General features: G+C 42.0%; 23 protein-coding genes. 12 read left to right on the top strand and 11 right to left on the bottom strand.

What is annotated here, in order from left to right:
• Window positions 1–11: 11 nt before the first annotated feature.
• Window positions 12–1415, top strand: a complete 1404-nt coding sequence (locus ABD873_RS12345) for an aldehyde dehydrogenase family protein (RefSeq protein WP_345068749.1) — start codon at window positions 12–14, stop codon at window positions 1413–1415.
• A 59-nt stretch (window positions 1416–1474) separates the two neighbouring features.
• On the opposite strand, the gene ABD873_RS12340 is transcribed toward ABD873_RS12345, so the two are convergent.
• On the bottom strand, window positions 1475–1819 hold the full coding sequence (locus tag ABD873_RS12340; RefSeq protein WP_039054520.1) for a phage holin family protein: 345 nt from the start codon (window positions 1817–1819) through the stop codon (window positions 1475–1477).
• A 155-nt stretch (window positions 1820–1974) separates the two neighbouring features.
• On the opposite strand from ABD873_RS12340, the gene ABD873_RS12335 reads away from it, so the two are divergent.
• The 3 genes from ABD873_RS12335 (at window position 1975) to typA (ending at window position 5698) form a co-directional block, all read left to right on the top strand.
• Window positions 1975–2403 carry a DUF2147 domain-containing protein gene (locus ABD873_RS12335; RefSeq protein ID WP_345068746.1) on the top strand — a complete coding sequence of 143 codons (429 nt, stop codon included), beginning with the start codon at window positions 1975–1977 and terminating at the stop codon, window positions 2401–2403.
• Between the two features lie 132 nt (window positions 2404–2535).
• The gene (gene kbl / locus ABD873_RS12330; protein ID WP_345068744.1) at window positions 2536–3726 is read left to right on the top strand and encodes a glycine C-acetyltransferase; all 1191 of its coding nucleotides are present in this window, start codon (window positions 2536–2538) and stop codon (window positions 3724–3726) included.
• Window positions 3727–3892: 166 nt separating this feature from the next.
• The gene (typA, locus tag ABD873_RS12325) at window positions 3893–5698 is read left to right on the top strand and encodes a translational GTPase TypA (RefSeq protein WP_039053626.1); all 1806 of its coding nucleotides are present in this window, start codon (window positions 3893–3895) and stop codon (window positions 5696–5698) included.
• A gap of 61 nt (window positions 5699–5759) precedes the next feature.
• Here the strand turns inward: typA and trmB are convergent, their stop codons facing one another.
• Window positions 5760–6413, bottom strand: a complete 654-nt coding sequence (gene trmB / locus ABD873_RS12320; protein ID WP_345068741.1) for a tRNA (guanosine(46)-N7)-methyltransferase TrmB — start codon at window positions 6411–6413, stop codon at window positions 5760–5762.
• A 56-nt stretch (window positions 6414–6469) separates the two neighbouring features.
• Here trmB and fcl point away from each other — a divergent pair, with 56 nt between their 5' ends.
• A complete protein-coding gene (gene fcl / locus ABD873_RS12315; RefSeq protein WP_345068739.1) occupies window positions 6470–7399 on the top strand; it encodes a GDP-L-fucose synthase in 930 nt (309 codons plus the stop codon).
• Here the strand turns inward: fcl and ABD873_RS12310 are convergent.
• Genes ABD873_RS12310 through ABD873_RS12300 form a run of 3 tightly spaced genes read right to left on the bottom strand, consistent with a single transcriptional unit; the run spans window position 7396 to window position 8710 of the window.
• Window positions 7396–7917: a hypothetical protein gene (locus ABD873_RS12310; RefSeq protein ID WP_345068737.1), complete on the bottom strand. Its 522-nt coding sequence runs from the start codon at window positions 7915–7917 to the stop codon at window positions 7396–7398. The genes fcl and ABD873_RS12310 overlap by 4 nt on opposite strands.
• Complete coding sequence (locus ABD873_RS12305) at window positions 7898–8380, bottom strand: phage holin family protein (protein ID WP_345068735.1); 483 nt, start codon at window positions 8378–8380, stop codon at window positions 7898–7900. The genes ABD873_RS12310 and ABD873_RS12305 overlap by 20 nt, the downstream gene beginning before the upstream one ends.
• Window positions 8381–8440: 60 nt before the next feature.
• The gene (locus tag ABD873_RS12300) at window positions 8441–8710 is read right to left on the bottom strand and encodes a YtxH domain-containing protein (protein WP_039053634.1); all 270 of its coding nucleotides are present in this window, start codon (window positions 8708–8710) and stop codon (window positions 8441–8443) included.
• Window positions 8711–8955: 245 nt separating this feature from the next.
• Here ABD873_RS12300 and ABD873_RS12295 point away from each other — a divergent pair, with 245 nt between their 5' ends.
• Window positions 8956–10494, top strand: coding sequence for a YifB family Mg chelatase-like AAA ATPase (locus tag ABD873_RS12295; RefSeq protein WP_345068733.1), 1539 nt, complete (start codon window positions 8956–8958; stop codon window positions 10492–10494).
• Here the strand turns inward: ABD873_RS12295 and ABD873_RS12290 are convergent, their stop codons facing one another.
• Genes ABD873_RS12290 through rsfS form a run of 4 tightly spaced genes read right to left on the bottom strand, consistent with a single transcriptional unit; the run spans window position 10495 to window position 14297 of the window.
• Entirely contained in the window at window positions 10495–11124 is a 630-nt protein-coding gene (locus ABD873_RS12290) for a rhomboid family intramembrane serine protease (RefSeq protein ID WP_345068731.1), read from the bottom strand.
• Between the two features lie 4 nt (window positions 11125–11128).
• Window positions 11129–11776, bottom strand: coding sequence for a LutC/YkgG family protein (locus tag ABD873_RS12285; RefSeq protein WP_345068729.1), 648 nt, complete (start codon window positions 11774–11776; stop codon window positions 11129–11131).
• 43 nt (window positions 11777–11819) lie between these two features.
• Window positions 11820–13886, bottom strand: coding sequence for an ATP-dependent zinc metalloprotease FtsH (gene ftsH, locus ABD873_RS12280; protein ID WP_345068726.1), 2067 nt, complete (start codon window positions 13884–13886; stop codon window positions 11820–11822).
• A 36-nt stretch (window positions 13887–13922) separates the two neighbouring features.
• A complete protein-coding gene (gene rsfS / locus ABD873_RS12275) occupies window positions 13923–14297 on the bottom strand; it encodes a ribosome silencing factor (protein ID WP_039053637.1) in 375 nt (124 codons plus the stop codon).
• 45 nt (window positions 14298–14342) lie between these two features.
• On the opposite strand from rsfS, the gene ABD873_RS12270 reads away from it, so the two are divergent.
• The 4 genes from ABD873_RS12270 to pfkA all read left to right on the top strand — a co-directional run bounded on the left by ABD873_RS12270 (window position 14343) and on the right by pfkA (window position 18504).
• Window positions 14343–15113, top strand: a complete 771-nt coding sequence (locus tag ABD873_RS12270; RefSeq protein WP_345068722.1) for a biotin--[acetyl-CoA-carboxylase] ligase — start codon at window positions 14343–14345, stop codon at window positions 15111–15113.
• Window positions 15114–15220: 107 nt separating this feature from the next.
• A complete protein-coding gene (locus ABD873_RS12265) occupies window positions 15221–15673 on the top strand; it encodes a protein-disulfide reductase DsbD domain-containing protein (protein ID WP_345068720.1) in 453 nt (150 codons plus the stop codon).
• A gap of 86 nt (window positions 15674–15759) precedes the next feature.
• Complete coding sequence (locus tag ABD873_RS12260) at window positions 15760–17481, top strand: protein-disulfide reductase DsbD family protein (RefSeq protein WP_345068718.1); 1722 nt, start codon at window positions 15760–15762, stop codon at window positions 17479–17481.
• Window positions 17482–17529: 48 nt separating this feature from the next.
• Window positions 17530–18504: a 6-phosphofructokinase gene (pfkA, locus tag ABD873_RS12255; protein WP_345068716.1), complete on the top strand. Its 975-nt coding sequence runs from the start codon at window positions 17530–17532 to the stop codon at window positions 18502–18504.
• A 34-nt stretch (window positions 18505–18538) separates the two neighbouring features.
• Here pfkA and ABD873_RS12250 read toward each other — a convergent pair whose 3' ends face one another.
• Together ABD873_RS12250 and ABD873_RS12245 are read right to left on the bottom strand one after the other, a co-directional pair.
• The gene (locus tag ABD873_RS12250) at window positions 18539–19000 is read right to left on the bottom strand and encodes a hypothetical protein (protein ID WP_345068714.1); all 462 of its coding nucleotides are present in this window, start codon (window positions 18998–19000) and stop codon (window positions 18539–18541) included.
• Between the two features lie 8 nt (window positions 19001–19008).
• Window positions 19009–19482 (bottom strand): DUF4293 domain-containing protein, encoded by a 474-nt coding sequence (locus ABD873_RS12245; RefSeq protein WP_345068712.1) that lies wholly within the window; start codon window positions 19480–19482, stop codon window positions 19009–19011.
• Between the two features lie 100 nt (window positions 19483–19582).
• On the opposite strand from ABD873_RS12245, the gene truA reads away from it, so the two are divergent.
• Both truA and ABD873_RS12235 read left to right on the top strand, forming a co-directional pair.
• On the top strand, window positions 19583–20347 hold the full coding sequence (truA, locus tag ABD873_RS12240) for a tRNA pseudouridine(38-40) synthase TruA (protein WP_345068710.1): 765 nt from the start codon (window positions 19583–19585) through the stop codon (window positions 20345–20347).
• 69 nt (window positions 20348–20416) lie between these two features.
• Window positions 20417–22114 (top strand): ABC transporter ATP-binding protein, encoded by a 1698-nt coding sequence (locus ABD873_RS12235; RefSeq protein WP_425568721.1) that lies wholly within the window; start codon window positions 20417–20419, stop codon window positions 22112–22114.
• Window positions 22115–22138: the final 24 nt, after the last annotated feature.

The following is a 22138-nucleotide window of genomic DNA, read 5'->3' as shown; positions in this document are numbered from 1 at the left end:
GTATGCAAGCGATGAACAATACTGAAATTCAAGAAATCTATGAAAGTCAACTTGCATATAAGTCTGTTCTAAAGCAATGCACTGTCCAGCAGCGGACTTCATGGTTAAGACTGTTGAAGTCTGCTATTTTGTGTAAAGAAGAGCGAATAAAAGAAGCTCTTTATAAGGATTTTAGGAAAAATCCTTTCGAAACGGAAAGTACGGAACTTCTTCCGGTACTTTTGGAAATCAATCATTTTCTAAAAAAGTTGCCGCGCTGGATGAAACCTAAGAAAGCGGCTCTATCTTTGCTTTTTGCTTCCACGGCAGCATATACTGTTTTCGAGCCCAAAGGCAATACCCTTATCATTACTCCTTGGAATTACCCTTTTCAGCTGCCCATGGTGCATCTTATAGCGAGCATTTGCGCCGGAAATACGGTAATCCTTAAGTTGTCAGAATTCACCCCTAACATCAATTCTATTATTGAGGAAATTATTGGTGAAGTCTTCGAGAGGAGGCATGTTGCGGTAGTAGAAGGAGGGGTTGAAGAGACGTCGTACCTGCTGAACCTTAAGTTTGACCATATCCATTTTACAGGATCGTCAAAGGTAGGCAAGATTGTCATGGCCGCTGCTGCAAAGCATCTTGCAGACATAACATTGGAGTTGGGAGGCAAAAGTCCTGTTTTTGTGGACAGGAATGTGGAGCTGCGCGATACTGTAAGAAATTTAATATGGGCAAAATTTGTGAATATGGGGCAGACATGTATAGCTCCCGACTATCTTTTGGTGGACGAACAGCTGAAAGATGCCCTTGAAAAGACTCTTTGTGAAGAGATGAAGGCAGCCTTCGGAGATAACCCTCTGCAATCCATAGACTTGGCAAGGATAGTCAACCGTCAGCATTTCGATAGGCTGAAAGGATATTTGGACGAACTTAGAAACGGTAACGCTTCGTTAATTTATGGTGGAAATCATGATGCTGAAGCTCTTTTTGTGCACCCCACTATAGTGACCGACGTGCCGGAAGATTGTGCCCTGATGCAGGAAGAGATTTTCGGTCCTATACTTCCTATACGCTATTATAAACATGTCGAAGAAGCATTAGATTTCGTGAATGCCAAGGAAAAGCCTTTAGCTTTGTATATTTTCAGTAAGGATAAAAAATATGTTTCTCACGTCATGCAACGAACCACTGCCGGTGGTACCACCATCAACGACGCTATGCTGCATATTATGCATCCTAACCTGCCGTTTGGAGGAGTTAATAATTCCGGAATAGGACAGTCTACAGGATACTTTGGCTTTAAAGCTTTCTCTCATGAAAGAAGCCTATTGAAAGCGTCAGCTATACCGATGAGCAAGTTTTTTTGGTATCCTTTTTCCGCGAATTCCCGTAATATAATGAAATGGATAAGGAAATTTTTCCAATAAAAAAGCCCTAAGATTTTTCTTAAGGCTGGATCTCAATAATTTAAATTTATAATTGTTGACTATTTATCTCCTCGAATACGGTCAACAATAGCTTCCAAGATAGCTACGACAATAGCAAACAAGGTCGCGTTCCAAAAACCTCCCGCTTCAAATTTACTACCCAAAATAGAGTCACTTAGCATAACCATCAAAACGGTAATGATAAATGAGATTAATCCGAAGGTAAGCCAATTGAGGGGAAAGGTCAACAAACGTAAGATACCACCAACAATAGCGTTTACAAGCCCTATAACTAAACCTGTAACAATAGCCCATCCAAAATTAATAACATAAGCTCCGGGTACTATATATGTGGCGATGACGATAATCAGTCCTGTCAGAAGTAAGGAAATAATAAATCTCATAATGCAATAGATAAAATGTAAACAATCACCTTTAACAGTCAGACTTCAAAATTGATGCCAATACGTGCTCTCAAAAGAAGCTTAAAAAACAAAAGCTATTATGTTATGCTTGCATAGAAAATTTTGTATATTTATATATAAATAAACTAATGATTATGAAAAGATTGATAACGTTTTTCGTGGCTATGTGTGCTTGTCTTGCTTCCTATGCACAGTCTAATGATATCATAGGTAAATGGACAACCATAGATGATGAGACCGGACAGGCAAAGTCCGTGGTAGAGATATTTAAGAAATCAGACGGTCAATACTACGGTAAAATCGTTAAGTTGTTACAAAAACCTCAGAATGAAAATTGTGTCAACTGTAAGGACGACCGTAAGAACAAACCTCTTATAGGTCTGGAAATTATCAGAAATATCCAAAAGAAAGGTAATGAATTCACAGGAGGAACGATTACAGATCCTAAGACAGGTAAAACATATAAATGTACTATCACCAGAGATGGGGATAAACTAAATGTAAGGGGATATATAGGATTTTCCTTAATAGGAAGAACCCAGACATGGACGGCCAGTAAATAAACAAAAACACCCTATCTTTTATGCGCGGCAACAATTCTGTTGCCGCGCTTATTTTTGAACAATCGATTTCATAAATTTATCAAAGATTATTATTCTATCTTTGTTTGAAGATCATTATTAAACGTAAATATTATGTTCAAAACTTTAAAACCAGCTTTAGAAAAAGAATTACTTGCTATCAAAGAAGCAGGTTTGTATAAAGAAGAGCGCATCATCACGACGCCTCAGGGTGCAGATATAAAAGTGAGTACAGGACAGGAGGTAATAAACTTCTGTGCCAATAACTATTTGGGATTGTCGTCACATCCTAAAGTTATTGAAGCAGCCCAAAAGGCTATTGACAGGTATGGATATGGTATGTCGTCGGTACGCTTTATCTGCGGTACTCAAGACATTCATAAGGAGCTGGAAGCAAAAATTTCGAAGTTCTTAGGTACGGAAGATACCATCCTATATGCTGCTGCATTTGACGCCAACGGGGGAGTGTTTGAACCTCTGTTCGGTCCGGAAGACGCCATCATATCGGACGAACTGAACCACGCTTCCATCATCGACGGCGTTCGTCTTTGTAAGGCGCAGCGCTTCCGTTATAAAAACTGTGATATGGAAGATTTGGAAGCACAGCTCAAAGCCGCTTCCGGTGCTCGACATAAGATTATTGTCACCGATGGTGCTTTCTCCATGGATGGTGCCGTAGCGCCATTGGACAAGATCTGTGACCTTGCCGACAAATATGAAGCATTGGTGATGATTGACGAATCACACTGCACGGGATTTATCGGCAAAAACGGACGAGGAACACACGAACTGTACGACGTGATGGACAGAGTGGATATCATCACCGGTACTTTAGGAAAAGCGTTAGGCGGCGCCTCAGGAGGTTTCACCTCCGGGCGTAAGGAAATCATCGACATGCTTCGCCAGCGTTCACGCCCTTACTTATTCTCCAACACATTAGCACCAGCAATCGCAGGAGCTTCTGTGGCTGTATTGGATATGTTGAGTGAGACTACACACCTGCGTGACAAATTGGAGTCCAATACCAAATATTTCAGAGAAAAAATGACTGAAGCCGGCTTCGACATCAAACCGGGATTCCATCCTATAGTTCCTGTAATGCTATATGACGCAAAGCTGGCGCAGGAGTTTGCCGCTAAGATGCTGGAAGAAGGTATCTACGTTATAGGCTTTTATTATCCTGTGGTACCGAAAGACAAAGCTAGAATACGCGTGCAAATCTCTGCAGCTCATGACAAAGAGCATCTGGATAAGGCTATTGCTGCATTCACCAAGGTGGGAAAACAACTGGGTGTGATTAAGTAAGTTGTATGTAGAGAGTAGAAGGATATCCTTGTTACAAAGAGAAGTTTAGAGCTAACTGTTTGATTATTAATTTGAATAGTTAGAAAAAATAATACATAAAATGCTAAAACTGAGGTGCAAAATCATTATCTTTGCACCTCAATTTTTTATAACACATTATCGCTCAATGCAAAATATCAGAAACATCGCGATTATCGCACACGTTGACCACGGTAAAACTACGCTAGTAGACAAAATCCTTTACTTCACAAACCAATTCAGAGAGAATGAAAATGTTGGGGAATTAATCCTGGACAACAACGATTTGGAGCGTGAGCGTGGTATCACTATCGTATCTAAAAATGTATCCGTAAAATATAAGGATGTTAAAATCAACATCATCGACACGCCGGGCCACGCCGACTTCGGTGGAGAGGTAGAGCGTGTATTGAAGATGGCAGATGGGGTAGTTCTGTTGGTGGATGCCTTCGAAGGACCGATGCCGCAAACCCGCTTTGTGACAGGTAAGGCATTAGCCTTGGGAATTAAACCTATCGTTGTAGTAAATAAGGTAGACAAAGAAAACTGTCGTCCGGAAGAAGTATACGAAAATGTATTCGACCTTTTCTTCAGCCTCGGAGCTTCGGAAGAGCAGCTAGACTTCCCTGTACTTTACGGTTCTTCAAAACAAGGATGGATGTCTACGGATTGGAAAAAACCTACGAAAGACTTCACCGACTTGTTGGAAGCTATTATAGAACATATCCCTGCTCCTAAAGTGTCGGAAGGTACTTTACAAATGCAGGTTACCTCATTAGACTACTCTACATTCGTAGGTCGTATCGCTATAGGGCGCGTAGCACGTGGAACGATTAAAGAAAACCAGCCCGTGTCATTGGTAAAAAGAGATGGTACGGTGGTAAAATCTCGTGTCAAAGAATTACAGGTATTCGAAGGCTTAGGACGCATCAAAGTCCCTGAAGTACATGCAGGAGACATCTGTGCCGTAGTAGGTATTGAAGGCTTCGAAATCGGTGATACGATAGCTGACTTCGAAAATCCTGAACAATTGGAAGTTATCAGCATCGATGAACCCACAATGAACATGTTGTTTACTATCAACAACTCACCGTTCTATGGTAAAGAAGGTAAGTTGGTAACTTCTCGTAATATCTATGACCGTCTTCAAAAAGAATTGGAGAAAAACTTAGCCTTGCGTGTGGTTCCTACAGAATCTCCTGACGCTTGGTTAGTATACGGTCGTGGTATCCTCCACTTGTCAGTATTGATAGAAACTATGCGTCGTGAAGGATATGAGCTGCAAGTTGGGCAACCTCAAGTAATCATCAAGGAAATCGATGGCGTTAAATGTGAGCCTATCGAAGAGCTTGTGGTAGATGTCCCTTCCGATGTTTCGGGTAAAGTTATCGAGTTGGTAACACAACGTAAGGGAGAGCTTCTGGTGATGGAGGCAAGAGGAGAAATGCAGCACTTGGAATTCTCTATACCTTCACGCGGAATTATAGGCTTGCGTAACAATGTGCTTACCGCCACTGCAGGTGAAGCAGTGATGGCACACCGTCTTAAAGGTTATGAGCCTTGGAAAGGACCAATCCCAGGACGTCTTGCAGGCGTATTGATTTCTATGGATACTGGTACTACAACAGCTTATGCTATAGATAAGCTGCAGGACCGTGGTCGCTTCTTTGTCGATCCAGGAGTGGAAGTGTACGAAGGTCAAATCATCGGAGAACATATTCGGGACAACGATCTGACAGTAAATGTGACTAGAGCAAAACAGCTTACCAACATGCGCGCCTCAGGGTCGGATGAGAACGTACGTATCGCTCCGGCAATTAAATTCTCCTTGGAAGAATGTATGGAATACATTCAAGCCGATGAATATATTGAAGTGACACCTCAATCTATCCGCTTGCGTAAGATTTACTTGACAGAAAACGAACGTAAAATCAACGCTAAGAAATTTCAATAAGAATTTCGGAGCTTATAAAATAAAAAAACTCGACTATCATTAGTCGAGTTTTTTTATTGGATTATTTGTTGAACTGCCACTGAACGTAGTTGATATTTTTGTCTACGGCCAAATACTTTTTCTCGTAATAGGTCTTAATCGATAGGACTTCATCCACCAAATCCGAATTATATAAATCCGTTGTTTCTTTGATTTTATGATATCCCAAGTTGTCTATTTGTTCTAAAGTATAGGCATAAAATCCATCGTTATCGGTTTTTAGATGCAATATGCCATCCTCTTTGAGGATAAACTTATAACGTTCCAAAAATCTTGGATGGGTTAATCTTTTCTTTTCACGGCTTTGTTGAGGCTGTGGGTCGGGGAAAGTAATCCATATTTCTGAAATTTCATTTTCATCGAAATGCTCCAAAATCGTTTCGATTTGGATGCGTAGGAAACCTACATTGTCAATTCCTTCTTCCAACGCTGTCTTTGCTCCACGCCAAATGCGGTTGCCTTTATAGTCAATGCCGATGAAATTTTTATCAGGAAATAGTTTGGCAAGATTTACCGTATATTCACCTTTTCCACACGCTAATTCCAAAATGACAGGGTTATTGTTGCCAAAGAATTTGGAAGCCCACTGTCCTTTATAATCTTTTCCCGCATCTAGCTGTACTACATTTTTGAATGTAGCTACCTCTGCAAATTTTCTTAATTTATCCTTACCCATAACTTCAATTAAGTCGCAAAAATAACCTTATATTTGCAGTAATTCAACTATTTATCGTGGAAAAAGACGCAAAAATATATGTGGCAGGGCATCGCGGTATGGTGGGCTCAGCTATCTACAATCATCTTCAAAAGGAAGGATACACCAATCTGATAACTCGTACTTCTCAGGAGCTGGACCTTCGCAACCAAGCAGCTGTGGAGGAATTCTTTAGAACAGAAAAGCCGGAATATGTTTTTTTGGCAGCAGCAAAGGTGGGTGGAATCGTCGCAAACAATACCTATAGAGCAGATTTCATATACGACAATCTGGCTATCCAGAACAATGTGATACATCAGTCTTTCAAGCATAAGGTAAGGAAGCTTATGTTTTTAGGTTCTTCGTGTATCTATCCCAAATTTGCTCCCCAGCCCTTGAAGGAAGAATATCTTCTGACAGGCACTTTGGAACCTACCAATGAACCATATGCTATAGCCAAGATTGCGGGGATAAAGATGTGTGAAGCCTACAGAGCACAATATGGCTGTAATTTTATTTCGGTAATGCCTACAAACTTGTATGGCTATAATGACAATTATCACCCCGAAAATTCACACGTACTGCCGGCCTTAATCCGACGTTTCCATGAAGCAAAGGAAAAGGGAGCTCCTGAAGTGGTCATCTGGGGAACAGGAACTCCATTGCGAGAATTCTTATTCTCCTCGGACCTTGCAGACGCTTGTGTGTTTTTGATGAACCACTACGATGGAGAGCAGTTTGTCAATATAGGGGTAGGGGAAGATTTGAGAATCAAAGACTTGGCCTACCTAATCAAAGAAATCGTGGGCTATGAAGGCGATATAACATTCGACACCTCGAAGCCTGACGGCACACCAAGAAAGCTGATGGATGTTTCCAAACTGCACAGCTTGGGGTGGAAACATAAAATATCCCTTCGGGAAGGGATTAAATTAGCTTACGAAGATTTTAAAAAGAAATACTGTTAATACGTCTCACTTAGAGGCGGAATGCTAAGGTTGCTGTCTTCAGATTCTTCTTCCAAGGGTTTGATATTTTTATGCTTCTTCTTTGAGGATTTTTTAGGACGAATGAAGTCAGCAACTTTATTTACTACAGAAGAAATTTTATCCTTGTTAATCTGCGAGGCTGCTCCTTCCGACGCAAGAAGTACCAGTGTTTTTTTTAACCATCCGCTTTTTTTGAGTAAGGTTCTGTTAAGCACCAAAGGCAGGACGATTTGAGAAGCCTTGGTAAGCCAATCCGATTTATTGCTTGCTGACGTTTTGCCTCCTCCGGAAGCGGAAGTGGAAAACAGTCCTTTAATCATTCCCACGCCAGGAACATTGGAAACTACAGCATTGAAAACTCGAGCAGGAGTTTCTACCTTATTTTTCAGCAATGTATATTGTTGAGCAAGATATGCCTCCTGTTCTTTCTTCAAAAGGGTAAGACGCAACAGTTCTTTCTTCAGCTCTTCGGAATTGTTAATTTTTATCTTCATCATCTACTGCAGTTTCAAACATTTCTTTTACGGTAGCATTGGCTTTTTTTTGCTCTTCCTCGGCTTGCTTTCTATTCTCAAATTCTTCACTTTCCATCTGGCTGATAAAACCTTCTTCCTCATTCCATTTCCCTAATACTTTTTTAATGGTAATGTCCATGAATTTGGCTTCCAGCTTAGGTTCTAATAGCATAACGATAACCAAAATTATAATGAAGATAGCTCCTGTAACCAAGAAGCCTAGAGCGTTACTGTTTAACAGTTCACCCAGCCAGAATCCTAAAGCTAGGGACAAAAAGAAGATTATAACGAGAGTCAGTACCAGTTTGGTAATATCCAAAATGATAGCTCCCACTATACGTGATATTTTCGATATAGCTTTAAGCTTCAGAATCTCAAGTTGAGTATCTATATACTCTTTGGTTTTCTGAAAGCTGCCGGAAAAAGAAAACTTTGGTTCGTCCATCTACAAATCTTTTAATCTACAAGCGGCAGAGCAGCCACTTGTAGATAGCTGACATACTCTTTATGCGTGTTCGATGATTTCGTCATCTACTATTTCTTCAACTTTAGAAGCTTTAGCTTTTACAGCTGCTAAAACTTTTTCTTTCAGGTCGTTAAGCTGATCAATCTGTTGTTCTGCTCTTTCCTTTATAGCCTCTCCCAAATCAGAAAGTGATTCATTTAACTTATCTCTTGTATCTGATCCCTTCTCTGGAGCAAATAATAGACCTAATACAGCTCCTGCTGCCATTCCGGCTAATAAAGCCACTACTACTTTTCCGCTATCTTTCATATTGTTGATTTATTTTACTTGTCTTTATTAATATAACACTAATTAAAGCAAAACGTTTAAAATAAAAATATTTTTTATCGAAAAATATGTCCTTTCTCAATAATTAGCAAAAACAAGACCAAAGGGCACCAACTGTCATTCATACAAATGGAAAAGGAAAAAGTTGGCTTTTTATTTCCATTCGGATTTTATTAAATTAATACAAAAATTGACTATCCGTAGCTAACCTAAAATGTTCACACGTTATGTTGGTAAAGACTTTTGGTAGTGCCGTTTACGGCATTGAAGCGACGACGATAACGGTGGAGGTGAATGTTTCGACTGGGACTAAATACTATATTGTAGGCTTACCGGACAATGCGGTGAAGGAAAGTTTACAACGTATTGAAAGTGCGATAACGGCTATAGGTTATAGGATGCCTAGACAAAAGATTGTCGTCAACCTAGCGCCGGCGGACATACGTAAGGAGGGGTCCGCCTATGATTTATCCATCGCGGTAGGTATTCTGGCAGCTTCCGGTCAACTTCTTGAGGACAAGCTGCAGCAATATATTATTTTGGGAGAGCTCTCGTTGGACGGCATGATACAACCCATCAAGGGAGCATTGCCTATTGCTGTGCAGGCAAAGAAAGATGGATTCAAAGGTATTGTCCTTCCATCAGTGAATGCTAAGGAGGCTGCCATTGTCTCTGACCTAGAGATTTATGGTGTGGAAAGTCTCCAGGATGTGGTCGATTTTTTTGATGGCAACAGAATTATTGCTCCTACCGTTGTCAATATTCAGGAAGAGTTCGAACGGAATATTGACAACTATGACATGGACTTTGCGGATGTAAAAGGACAGGAAAATATCAAAAGAGCACTGGAAATTGCCGCTGCTGGAGGCCATAATGTGATTTTAATAGGTCCACCTGGGGCTGGAAAGACGATGCTGGCCAAGCGGATGCCCACCATACTGCCTCCATTGACCATTGAAGAGTCTTTGGAGACGACGAAGATCCACTCCGTGGCAGGCTTACTTCCCGCTGCGGGCTCCCTGATGACTACCAGACCATTTCGTGCTCCGCATCATACTATTTCCGATGTAGCTTTGGTCGGCGGAGGAACACACCCCCAGCCCGGAGAGATCTCTTTAGCCCATAATGGTGTTCTCTTCTTGGATGAGCTGCCTGAATTCAAGCGTTCGGTGTTGGAAGTCATGCGCCAGCCGTTGGAGTCACGTAACATTACGATTTCCAGATCCAAGTTTACGGTAGATTATCCGGCCAGTTTCATGCTCATTGCGGCGATGAATCCTTGTCCTTGTGGCTATTATAACCATCCGGAGAAAGAATGTATCTGTGGGGCAGCTGTGGTGCAACGCTACCTCAGCAAAATTTCTGGTCCGCTATTGGACCGTATAGATTTACATGTTGAAGTCACACCTATAGAATTTAATGAGCTTTCTTCCTCACGCAAGGCAGAGAGTAGCAAGAGCATCCGTGAGCGCGTCATTAAGGCCAGAGAAAGACAGGCACAGCGCTTTTCGGGAAATGAAAAGGTGTACTGTAATGCTCAGATGAGCTCTCGTATGGTGAGGGAGGTCTGTCAGATTGACGAGTCGGGACAACAGCTCCTCAAAAGAGCTATGGAGAGGCTGAGTCTTTCTGCTCGTGCATATGACCGTATTCTGAAGGTTGCACGCACCATAGCCGATATGGAAGATTCGGCAGACATAAACAACCAACACCTTGCAGAGGCCATACAGTTCCGTAGTCTGGACCGTGAAAACTGGGCTGGCTAATTAAAACTGTCCTAAAAAGTGGCGTACTATCCACGGATAAAGCAGTATAGTAAGGATAAGGCCTGACAGTGCTCCGAAAAGGTGAGCGTCATGGTTGATGCGGTCATTAGCATTTTTAGAAGCCCAAATGCAGTATCCTAGATACAATACCGCGAAGAGGTACGCCGGCATGGGGATAATCATGAATATGCCCAGCATGGCTTTAGGTTGGAATAAGATGAATGAAAACAGGACCGCAGAAATGGCTCCCGAAGCACCAAGACTGTAATATCCCGGATTGTTTTTGTGCTGAACGATGGTAGGGATATCGCTAAGTACAAGGCTTATGATGTACAACAAAGCAAAGTAAAGGTGGCCAAGAGCTCCGCTGGAGGCTACAAAAAACTGTTCCAGAGCAAAGCCGAAATAGTAGAAGGTAATCATGTTGAAGAGCAGGTGCCCCCAGTCAGCATGGATGATTCCACTGGTAAAGATAGTATATAACCTGCGTCGATCACGTGCAATGGCATAAGGATGCAGCATTAACTTACCATAAAGGTGCTGATTTGAAAAGGTATAAAGACTGGCTGCAATAGTGATGGCGAAAATTATACTTGCTACCGGCGTATAAAAAAGATACTGTTGAATCATTGGCCTAAAATCTGTCTTCTATTAGAAATACATATAAATCCTTAGGACCATGAGCTCCCAAAACCAACATCTTTTCAATGTCTGCTGTACGACTCGGTCCTGTGATCATGGAAATCATGGAAGGAAGGGATTCACCATATTTTTCTTTGAGTAAGGTAAATCCATGTTTGATGTCCATGACCAGTTGTGATGCTTTGGCAAAAACTATGTGTATAGGAGGGTAAATGCTTAGGCGTCTTCCCGAAAGACTGGCGTTGGAAATCATAATGCTGCCGTTGCGGGCTATCAGTGCTTCACATCCTGTGATGCCCACTTCAGCCTGCTCAAATCCGTTTTCTGAAGATATATAAGGAAATCCGTAAGTGTTTAGAAGGCTTTTTATCTCTTGTTCCCATGCGAAAATTTTACTTACCCCCAGTTCTTCGACAAGAGCGATAAGGTTTTCGATAACCTGAATTTCTCCGTCGCAATAGACAAAATGACCTGCCACATTGGTGAGCTCTCTAGCAAAAGTTACATCTAAACTTTCCTCCTCATCTTTGTAAAGCTGTGAATCTTCGTAATCGGGATGAGGATTATCTCTTTTCTGCAATAACGCTTGTCTTATGCTTTTCAGCATTCTCTCTTTAGCGGTCGTGTTTCGTATATTCATTTATCTAAACAAAAGAGGTGTATCCTAAGATACACCTTATTTATTAATTTTCTTCATTATTTACGGAAGAGGGATTCACTTCGGGTGTACCACTTTGCTCCGGAATCGGAGGTAGTGGAAGTTCTGTTTGCGGGACTCCTCCGCCGTCCGCTCCCCCGTTGACAAATTCATCGTAGGTGGTACGGTGGCTGAAAGGACGTTTTCCTAAAATCTCTTCTAAATCCGATTGGAATAAGATTTCTTTTTCCAGCAACTTTTCCGCTATTTTTATCAAACCCTCTTGTTTTTCCAGCAACAGCTCTTTTGTTCTCTTATATACGTTGGCTATAAGCTGACGAACTTCTTCGTCGATAAGTTCTGCCGTGCGTTCGGAATAAGGTTTATGGAACTGCGACTCAGAGCTATCATTGAATGAAACGTTGCCGACCTTTTCGTTCATACCGTACACGGCAACCATAGCATAGGCAAGCTTAGTGATGCGTTCCAAGTCGTTTTGTGCTCCCGTGCTGATTCTTCCGAAGGTGATGTCTTCTGCCACACGACCTCCCATGGTCATACACATGCTGTCGATAAGCTGTTCGGTAGTGTATAAGAACTGCTCTTTAGGCAGATACTGGGCATATCCTAGGGCGGCAACCCCACGAGGTACTATGGATACCTTCACCAAAGGATCGGCGTGTTCTAAGAACCAGCCGGCGATGGCGTGACCCGCTTCGTGGTAGGCCACGATTTTCTTTTCCTCCGGAGAGATGATTTTATTTTTCTTTTCCAGACCACCGATGACCCGATCTATGGCATCTTGGAAATCTTGCATGTCAATGGATGTTTTGCTCTTTCTTGCAGCAATCAGAGCAGCCTCGTTACATACGTTGGCAATCTCAGCACCCGCAAATCCAGGGGTTTGTGCTGAAAGTTTTTTTGCATCTACATCCGGAGCGAGTTTCAATGGTTTGAGATGTACATTGAAGATCTGTTCACGGCCTATAAGATCCGGCTTGTCGATAGAAATCTGACGGTCAAAACGACCGGGACGAAGTAAGGCTTGGTCTAATACGTCAAGACGGTTTGTTGCAGCTAAAATAATTACACCTAAGTTGGTGCCGAAACCATCCATCTCTACCAACAGTTGGTTCAACGTATTTTCACGTTCGTCATTTCCGCCCATGATAGAGTTTTTACCCCGAGCACGGCCGATGGCGTCAATCTCATCGATAAAGATGATACATGGTGCTTTCTCCTTGGCCTGCTTGAAGAGATCTCGTACACGAGAAGCTCCCACACCGACAAACATCTCTACGAAATCCGAACCTGAAAGGGAGAAGAAAGGTACCTGAGCCTCGCCGGCTACAGCTTTGGCCAATAAGGTCTTACCCGTTCCCGGAGGCCCAACTAGGAGTGCTCCCTTAGGGATTTTTCCTCCTAACTCTGTGTATTTTTTAGGATTCTTCAAGAAGTCTACGATTTCCATCACCTCGGTTTTAGCCTCTTCAAGGCCTGCGACATCGTTGAAGGTGACATTTATCTGTGACTCTTTATCAAACAGCTGAGCCTTCGATTTCCCTATATTAAATATCTGTCCACCTCCGGCAGCACCACCGCCCATTCTGCGCATAAGGAAAATCCATACGGCGATGATAATCACCAAAGGAAGAATATATCCTATAATTCCTCCCCAAGCGTTTGTCCGCTCTCCCCACTGAATAGGGACGCGCGGCGTATCTTCAGGAAGTAGCTTCTGTGACTCGCTCAACTTTTGGTTGAGGATGTCTGCCGATCCTTCGGTGAAGAAGTATTGCGGTCCTCTTAAGGTGAGAGCAAGCCTGCTGTCTGTAGGAGTTACCTCCTTATATTTTGGATTGTCTTTAAGCTTTTCGGGTTTTATATAGACTTCTACTTCGTAAACACTTCCATTTTTAAGTGCTACGAGCTTTTCCACATCCCCGGCAAGGAGCATTTCCTTCTCAAATTTTTCGTAAGAAATTTCCTTGGTCGAACTTACACCGTAGAAAAAATTTAATGCGATAAATCCAGCTATGGCTGCTATAAACAACCATATCATGTTGAATTTCGGCGGATTTGGAGTTACCTTTTTACTTGGTATTTTTTTCATTATAAATTATCGTAACTTACTATTGTACAACCTTCATTAGGCACTTTTGAAATGTTCGCTTTTAGCATCACCCCATAGGTCTTCGATGCGGTATTTCTCGCGTGCCTCCGTTTTAAAAATATGAACTACTACATCAACAAAATCTAATAAAATCCACTCTCCGTTACCCTCTCCTTCTTTATGCCATACATCTTGGCCGAACGCTTTATACACCTCTTCTTCCACACTTTTTGCTATTGCGTTGACTTGAATGTGGCTGTCCGCATTGCAAATCACAAAATAATCAGAAAGTGTACTGTTTACTTCACGCATATCCATCTTCACGATGTCGTTGGCTTTCTTTTCCTGCATACCCATTACTACGACATCTGCCAATTTGCTAGACAATTCTGAATTTTTCTTTTTACTCATTAAGAAATATTATAGTTTTACTTTGTCACTTTAAAATTAATTCAATTGCAAAATAACACATTTTTCGAAGATTCTGGCCCAAAAAACATAATTGTTCTTGAGGAAGTTTCCTCTACAAATGACTATTTGAAATATTTATTGACAAAATCCACGCCATTGGAACCTTTTACTGCCATAATGGCAAAAAATCAGACAGCAGGAAAAGGACAACGGGGCAATGTGTGGGTCAGTGAACCGAACCAGAATCTGACCGTCAGCATCCTTCTAAGTCCACATCAGTGGACTGTACAGCAGCAGTTTTGGCTCACCGTTATCACCAGCCTTGCTGTGGTAGACGCCTTACAAAGCGTGTTCCCTGCTGATTACCATATCAAATGGCCTAATGATATCATTCTCCATGGTAAAAAGCTGGGTGGTATTCTTATTGAAAATGCGCTCGCCGGCAAATATATTAAGCATAGTATCATTGGTATAGGTATTAACGTATTTCAAAAGAACTTTCCCGATACTATTCACCATAAAGTTACATCTTTGATGTTGGAAAATCCTAATCTAAAGGTGGATTTTGTTGATTTTATCGTCAAAATACAGGGTGGGTTGAAACATTATTTGCAGAGGCTGGAAAGCAGTCGAAACGAGATGCTGGAATTATATAATCGCCGGCTGTTCCTCCGTGACACGGAGGCGGACTTCCTGTATGAAGGAAAGAGAATGAAAGGTGTCATCAGAAGGGTGGAAGAAGATGGACTGCTGCAAATATTGCTTGAAGGACAGCTGAAGAAAGTTGACCTAAAAGGTATTGTTTATATACTATAACAAAGTATTTACTTGTAGATTATTAAAATTAAACTGACCTTTGCGTTAAACTTTTAAGAGGTAAGAAAGTCTTAAAAGCAAAGAAGATTAGCTAGAACAAATATTTTATGAAAAAAATTGGTTTATTAATTGCGGCTGTAGTGATGACTGTATCTGCAGCATTTGCGCAGATCCAAAATCCGGTAAAATGGTCTGTGGCGGCAAAAAAAATTAACAGCAAAGAAGCTATTGTAAACATCAAAGCGACAATTCAAAACGGATGGCATATTTACGGACAGAATGTTCCTGATGGGGGGCCACTGCCTACAACCTTTTCGTTCAAAAACTCAAAAGAATATGCTTTGAACGGTAAAGTGGTGGAAAGCGTGAAGCCTAAGACTAAATATGAGGAAGTATTTAAAATGAACGTTCCTTATTTCACGAATGAAGTTATCTTCCAACAAAAGATAAAATTAAACGGCAAGCAAGCCCGTGTGAGTGGAACGGTTGAATATATGGCTTGTGATAAAAATCAGTGTTTGCCGCCTGATGAATATAATTTCCAAGTAACAATTAAGTAAATTCTTGTAGTATTATATAGAAAAAGGGCAGTTTTTAGACTGCCTTTTTTTATTTTTACATCTTACTTGTTTAATGTTATCGTATAATGAAAGTCTATTTGATTTCTTTTTTCCTTATAATTTCAGCTTTTTTCTCTTCGACTGTGGATGCTCAGGATACAATCATCAATGTAGAAGGCCTAGAGTATACTGATGGTACGGAGTCGGACACCAATACGGGGTTTATTGATGTGGAGGGGCTGGAGTTCACGGATGGATCGGATAGTTCAGTTGAGGAGGTTGATACCGTTGCAGTAGAGGGCGAACAGAGCTTGTCTATGTCCGTTATGGAGTCTGATGTTCAGGATTCTTCGCTGTGGGGGATTTTCATTGCGGGTCTTCTTGGTGGTTTTGCGGCATTTTTCATGCCTTGTATTTTTCCTATGGTTCCTCTTACGGTGAGCTTTTTCACCAAGCGTTCGGGGTCTCATGCCCAAGGATTTTCTCAGGCGTTGCTGTACGGGCTTTTCATCATCGTGATTTATGTTGCTTTGGGTATGCTGGTGACGATAGCTTTTGGTTCGGATGCGTTGAACGAGCTGTCGACCAACGGGATATTCAATTTTGTTTTTTTTGTGATTTTGGTTGTTTTTGCGGCTTCATTTTTTGGGGCTTTCGAGATTACGCTACCAAGTTCTTTTGTTAACAAGATAGACGCCAAGTCGGACCGCGGGGGACTGCTGGGTCTTTTCTTCATGGCCTTCAGTCTGGCGTTGGTTTCTTTTTCGTGCACGGGTCCTATCATAGGGACGCTGTTGGTAGAGGCGGCCTCCAAGGGGGAGCGTCTGGGGCCAGCGGTCGGCATGCTTGGATTTTCTATTGCCTTGGCGGTTCCTTTTGTTCTTTTTGCGGGCTTTCCTTCGTTGCTGAAGTCCATGCCAAAGTCTGGAGGGTGGCTGAACAGCGTGAAGGTTGTTTTGGGCTTTTTGGAGCTGGCCTTGGCGTTGAAGTTTTTGTCGAACGTAGACTTGGCTTATCACTGGAACTGGCTGGACCGGGAAGTTTTTCTGGCCTTGTGGATAGCCATCTTCGGTCTTATGGGGCTTTATCTCATTGGCAAGATTAGGTTTGCCCATGACAGTGAGCTGTCGTATATGTCTGTTCCTCGAACGATTGTGTCGATTATCGTTTTTTCTTTTGTGATGTATATGATTCCGGGGATGTGGGGAGCGCCATTGAAAGCGATCAGTGCTTTTCTTCCTCCTAGTGCCACACAGGATTTTGATCTGTCGTCGGTTCAGGGAGGGGAATACCGGTCGGGAGACAGTGGAGTGAAGGTTCAGAAGAAATATTATGAGATCTTTCATGAGCGGGGAACGCCTAAGGGATTTGACCCGTACTACGACTATGAGGAGGCATTGGCAGCAGCCAAGGCGCAGAATAAGCCGGTATTGATAGACTTCACGGGATGGAACTGTGTGAACTGCCGCAAGATGGAGGCCAACGTTTGGACAGACGTGAAGGTGGCCAAGCTGTTGCGCGAGGAGTTCGTGATGGCCGAGCTTTTTGTGGATGACAAGACGGAGCTACCGGCGGAGGAGCAGTATGTTTCAAGCTTCAGCGGCAAGAAGATTAACACGATAGGGAAGAAGAACAGCGACTTTCAGGCTTCGTCGTTCAACAGCAATTCACAGCCTTTGTATGTTATTGTGGATACGGAAGGTAATGTGCTGTTGCCACCTACAGGGGCAGACTACAATGTGGACAGCTATGCTGCTTACCTGCAAAAGGGGATAGATTTGTTCAAAGCAAAGAACGCCAGCAATTAATAATTTTTTAACAAAAAAATATTGCCGATATTGATATATTTGTAATATATGAGTGAAATTAAAAATATTGCAGTATTAACGTCAGGAGGAGATGCTCCGGGTATGAATGCGGCAATCCGTGCGGTAGTGCGTGCCGGCATCTACCACGGTTTGAACGTGTTTGGTGTGAAAAGAGGATACGACGGATTGGTAAAAGGCGATATCGTTCCTATGGATGCCAAGTCCGTAGCGAATATCATACAGCGTGGAGGGACAATATTGAAAACTGCCCGAAGCGAGGAATTCAAAACCTATGAAGGCCGTAAACAAGCCTATGAAAATATTAAACGTTTCGGTATAGATGCTTTGGTGGTGATTGGTGGTGATGGAACTTTTACCGGAGCTTCTAAATTTATAGAGGAATTTGATGTACCTATAATAGGGCTACCGGGAACCATAGACAACGACTTGGCCGGAACAGACTTTACTATAGGTTATGATACAGCTATAAATACCGTGGTGGATGCGGTAGACAAAATTCGTGATACTGCGGAGTCGCATGACCGTCTTTTCGTGATTGAAGTGATGGGCCGTGATTCCGGATTGATTGCTATACGTTCGGGGATTAGTACCGGAGCAGAAGCGGTGTTGATTCCGGAGCTAGAGGTTGATTACAATGCTATCATGAAGCGTTTGGATCAAACTAGAAAAAATAAGTCTTCGCGTATCATCATCGTAGCGGAAGGAGACGATGAGGGTGGTTTGGTTGTAGCAGACAAGATTAAAGAGAATTTCCCACACTATGATGTTCGTGTTTCTATTTTAGGGCATATTCAACGTGGAGGAAAGCCTACCTGTATGGACAGGGTGTTAGCAAGCCGTTTAGGCGTTGCAGCAGTGGAAGGCCTGTTGGCAGGCCGCAAGGGTGAGATGGCAGGATTGATTTGTGGGGACGTGCAGTTCACGCCATTCGGTAAGGCTATTAAGCATATTGACAAGATAAATACAAACCTAACCAGGATTGTTGAAATTCTATCGTTATAAAAATAAAGGCCTTGAAATTTCAAGGCCTTTATTTTTATAAGTCAATGACGTATTCCAAAATTTTTCCCGGTTCTTGAAAATCTTCTATTGCCAGTTTTAGCTGTTGCGGCTTACCCCATTGTTTTTTCCATCCTGGCGTTTTTATGGTCAGTAATACCGGTTCATCTCTCGTTAAGAGATAATGCAGATAATTTTGACGGTCTTCTATGCGAACTACGACCTTGCCCATTTGCATGGAATGATACCACATAGGTTTTTCCTGTCCGTTGAGCAGACCACTGGCAAAGGTATTCATTTTGAATTCCCGTGGATTTTTGAGATAAGATTGTAAGTATAGCTCCACGATAGCAGTATCTCCGTTTGCCGACAGATGTACACTTTTGGTCCATACCTCAATCTCATTAATATCTATGGAATTTCTTTCCTTGGTATCTTGAGCATGGACACTTAGGCTGAGCGACAGGAAACCCACAAGAAAGAGGAAGCATCGTTTCATAGCTATTTTTAACGTAATCGGTCTGCCGATCGGATTAATTTTTCATCTTTTCGGATTCCTCCTAATGCCATGGCTAATAAGATTATCGCTACAGGCAATAGAAAGAAACCTACACCAATATTATTTGCTCCGAAGCTTTGGGAGATAAGTTGCAAGGTAGATGTAGCGGTGAAGTACATCCACACGCCCAACAGTACCACAAGCACTATGGATAGATAGATTAATTTAATCTGCAATTTTCTGTTTTTGAATTGAAAGATGGTGATGAGAGGTACCAAGGCTACTACGATAGTACCCAATGTCTGTAGGATAAAGCTTTTTTGTTTTACGGATTCATTGTTGACAGCAGAATATTCTCCAGTAACAAAAAGTTTTTTGCCTAGACCTACTAAGTCAATGTAATTTAAGTAAGGGAAAATAAAAAGTCCTAAGATTACTACCGTTGCTAAAAGCAACCAAATTGTTTGAATGCGTTGTATCATATTGTTTCAATCTAATGACAGTAATACAAATATAGTATAAACCACAGAAATATGACTTTGTTCTATCATGACGAAGGCAGTATTTTTTTACCTTTGTTGTGTGAACGAGAAAAAAAGGTTTTTTTTGGAGATAGCCTATGATGGGACAGCCTATCATGGATGGCAGGTGCAGCCGAATGCTGTTTCCGTTCAGGAAAAATTAAACCAAGCCTTAAAGACTTTTTTGCGGGAGGAGGTAGAAACGGTGGGGGCAGGACGTACGGATACGGGCGTACATGCCCGACAGCTCTATGTGCATTTCGATAGTGCGAATGGAGTGCTTGTGGACGTTCCTGACAGAGCCTTGCTGGCTTTGAATGCCTTGTTGCCCTATGATATTGCGGTGAGAAGGATAATTCCTGTGTTGTCGGAGGCTCATGCTCGTTTTGATGCCACGGAACGTTCGTACGAATATCATATCCATCATCAGAAAGATCCGTTCTTAATCAATAAATCGTGGTTTGTGCGTGACGTGCCGGACGTAGAAAAGATGAATGAAGCTGCAAAGCTGTTGTTAGGAACCAAAGATTTTGCCTGCTTCAGCAAGTCCAACACGCAGGTGTTTACTACTATCTGTACGATAAAGGAAGCCCGATGGGAACAAAAAGAAGGAAATCTTGTTTTCCATATTACGGCGGACCGTTTTTTGCGGAATATGGTGCGCGCTATTGTAGGTACCTTGTTGGAAATAGGGCTGAAGGGCAAGTCTATATCTTTTTTGACAGAAGTGTTGGAAAGTAAAAGTCGTTCGAAAGCAGGGGTTTCCGTGCCGGCGCATGGCTTATATTTAACACGTGTTGTTTATCCATATATTCAAGAGAGGTAAATTTTGAGAGAAGAAAAGATTTCAGGAAAGGCGTACGACAGTAAGCTGTTAAGTAGATTGACAAAGTATATGCGTCCCTACAGGACCATCTTTTGGGTGTCTGTAGTACTCACTATACTTTTGGCTGCTGTTGCTCCCGCCCTTCCTATGCTTATTGAATATACGCTGGACAATTACATCCTTACCGGTCGTTACGAAGGGCTTAACATGATGTTGTTGGTCATGCTGTTGTTGCTGGTAGCACAGACCGCAATTCGTTATTTTCATACATTGATGACCAACACCTTAGGACAGTCCGTCATACGCGACATACGTATTCAAGTATTTGAGCATATTACCAATCTACGTCTAAAATATTTTGATAATACCCCGATTGGGAGACTTATCACCCGAACGATTTCCGATTTGGAGACTATTGCTAATATTTTCTCTGAGGGACTGATTCAGATTATTGGAGATCTTTTACAGCTTGTAGTAATCTTAGGGGTCATGTTCTATACAGATTGGCGGCTGACACTTATTGTGCTTATACCTATGCCACTGATGATTGCTGCCACCTATGTTTTCAAAGAGGCAATGAAATCAGCCTTTCAAGGGGTGCGTCTATGGGTGTCCAATCTGAATACGTTCCTGCAGGAGCATATCTCCGGTATGGCTGTCATTCAATATTTTGCTCGAGAAGAGCAGGAGATGAAAAAGTTTGATGACATTAACAAGGAGCATAGAAATGCCCATATCCGAGCTAACTGGTATTTCTCTATTTTCTTTCCTGTTTTGGAAATTATCATCGCCATAGCTACAGGTTTGTTAGTATGGTATGGTTCCAAGCAGGTGTTGGCCGATGTGATATCTCCGGGTGTTGTGGTGGCCTTCCTGATGTATATCAATATGATCTTTCGTCCTATTCGTGAGCTTATCGATAAGTTTAACACCTTACAGATGGGCATGGTGTCTGCCGAACGTATTTTTGATGTCTTGGATACGGATGAGTTCACACCTAATTCCGGAACGTATCAACCTGAGCATATCCGGGGTGAGATTGAATTTAAGAATGTGTGGTTTGCCTACAATGATGATAAGTGGGTGTTGAAGGATGTCAGCTTCAAAGTGAAACCGGGAGAGACATTGGCATTGGTAGGAGCTACTGGCGCTGGTAAGTCCTCGACGATAAATATACTTAGTCGCTTCTACGAAATACAGAAAGGACAGATTTTGCTGGACGGCGTAGATATTAGAGACTATGAATTGTCGTTTCTGCGAAAACATATTGCCACAGTATTGCAGGATGTATTTCTGTTTTCAGACAGCGTAAGAAACAATATTACGTTGAGTAATAAGGAAATCACGGATGAACAGATTGTCGGTGCTGCCAAACGAGTGGGAGCATATGATTTCATCATGCGTCTTCCGGGAGGTTTTGATTATCAGGTACAGGAACGCGGAGCAACCTTATCTGCGGGACAAGCCCAGTTGGTTTCTTTTATTCGGGCTTTGGTACATGATCCTAGGATTCTTATTTTGGATGAGGCAACGTCTTCTATTGATACTGAAACAGAACTTCTCATCCAGTCGGCAATAGATAATCTCATGGAGGGAAGAACCTCTATAGTCATTGCTCATAGACTGTCAACGATTCAGAAAGCGGATAAGATTATTGTCCTGGATAAAGGGGAAATCAAGGAAATGGGATCCCATCAGGAATTGTTGGCACTGGACGGCTATTACAAGAAATTATACGATTTGCAGTTCTCTTCAGCGGGAATATGAGCAAACTGTTTATAAGAGCAAAAG

The sequence above is a fragment of the Sphingobacterium thermophilum genome (genome assembly GCF_039541675.1).
Taxonomy (GTDB): Bacteria; Bacteroidota; Bacteroidia; order Sphingobacteriales; family Sphingobacteriaceae; genus Sphingobacterium; species Sphingobacterium thermophilum.
This window is presented reverse-complemented; position numbering and strand designations above follow the sequence as displayed.

Coding starts and splice junctions, on each gene's coding strand:
- ABD873_RS12345 (WP_345068749.1), top strand. CDS start 12: ATGAACAATACTGAAATTCAAGAAATCTATGAAAGTCAACTTGCATAT.
- ABD873_RS12340 (WP_039054520.1), bottom strand. CDS start 1,819: ATGAGATTTATTATTTCCTTACTTCTGACAGGACTGATTATCGTCATC.
- ABD873_RS12335 (WP_345068746.1), top strand. CDS start 1,975: ATGAAAAGATTGATAACGTTTTTCGTGGCTATGTGTGCTTGTCTTGCT.
- kbl (WP_345068744.1), top strand. CDS start 2,536: ATGTTCAAAACTTTAAAACCAGCTTTAGAAAAAGAATTACTTGCTATC.
- typA (WP_039053626.1), top strand. CDS start 3,893: ATGCAAAATATCAGAAACATCGCGATTATCGCACACGTTGACCACGGT.
- trmB (WP_345068741.1), bottom strand. CDS start 6,413: ATGGGTAAGGATAAATTAAGAAAATTTGCAGAGGTAGCTACATTCAAA.
- ABD873_RS12310 (WP_345068737.1), bottom strand. CDS start 7,917: ATGATGAAGATAAAAATTAACAATTCCGAAGAGCTGAAGAAAGAACTG.
- ABD873_RS12305 (WP_345068735.1), bottom strand. CDS start 8,380: ATGGACGAACCAAAGTTTTCTTTTTCCGGCAGCTTTCAGAAAACCAAA.
- ABD873_RS12300 (WP_039053634.1), bottom strand. CDS start 8,710: ATGAAAGATAGCGGAAAAGTAGTAGTGGCTTTATTAGCCGGAATGGCA.
- ABD873_RS12295 (WP_345068733.1), top strand. CDS start 8,956: ATGTTGGTAAAGACTTTTGGTAGTGCCGTTTACGGCATTGAAGCGACG.
- ABD873_RS12290 (WP_345068731.1), bottom strand. CDS start 11,124: ATGATTCAACAGTATCTTTTTTATACGCCGGTAGCAAGTATAATTTTC.
- ABD873_RS12285 (WP_345068729.1), bottom strand. CDS start 11,776: ATGAATATACGAAACACGACCGCTAAAGAGAGAATGCTGAAAAGCATA.
- ftsH (WP_345068726.1), bottom strand. CDS start 13,886: ATGAAAAAAATACCAAGTAAAAAGGTAACTCCAAATCCGCCGAAATTC.
- rsfS (WP_039053637.1), bottom strand. CDS start 14,297: ATGAGTAAAAAGAAAAATTCAGAATTGTCTAGCAAATTGGCAGATGTC.
- ABD873_RS12265 (WP_345068720.1), top strand. CDS start 15,221: ATGAAAAAAATTGGTTTATTAATTGCGGCTGTAGTGATGACTGTATCT.
- ABD873_RS12260 (WP_345068718.1), top strand. CDS start 15,760: ATGAAAGTCTATTTGATTTCTTTTTTCCTTATAATTTCAGCTTTTTTC.
- pfkA (WP_345068716.1), top strand. CDS start 17,530: ATGAGTGAAATTAAAAATATTGCAGTATTAACGTCAGGAGGAGATGCT.
- ABD873_RS12250 (WP_345068714.1), bottom strand. CDS start 19,000: ATGAAACGATGCTTCCTCTTTCTTGTGGGTTTCCTGTCGCTCAGCCTA.
- ABD873_RS12245 (WP_345068712.1), bottom strand. CDS start 19,482: ATGATACAACGCATTCAAACAATTTGGTTGCTTTTAGCAACGGTAGTA.
- ABD873_RS12235 (WP_425568721.1), top strand. CDS start 20,417: ATGCGTCCCTACAGGACCATCTTTTGGGTGTCTGTAGTACTCACTATA.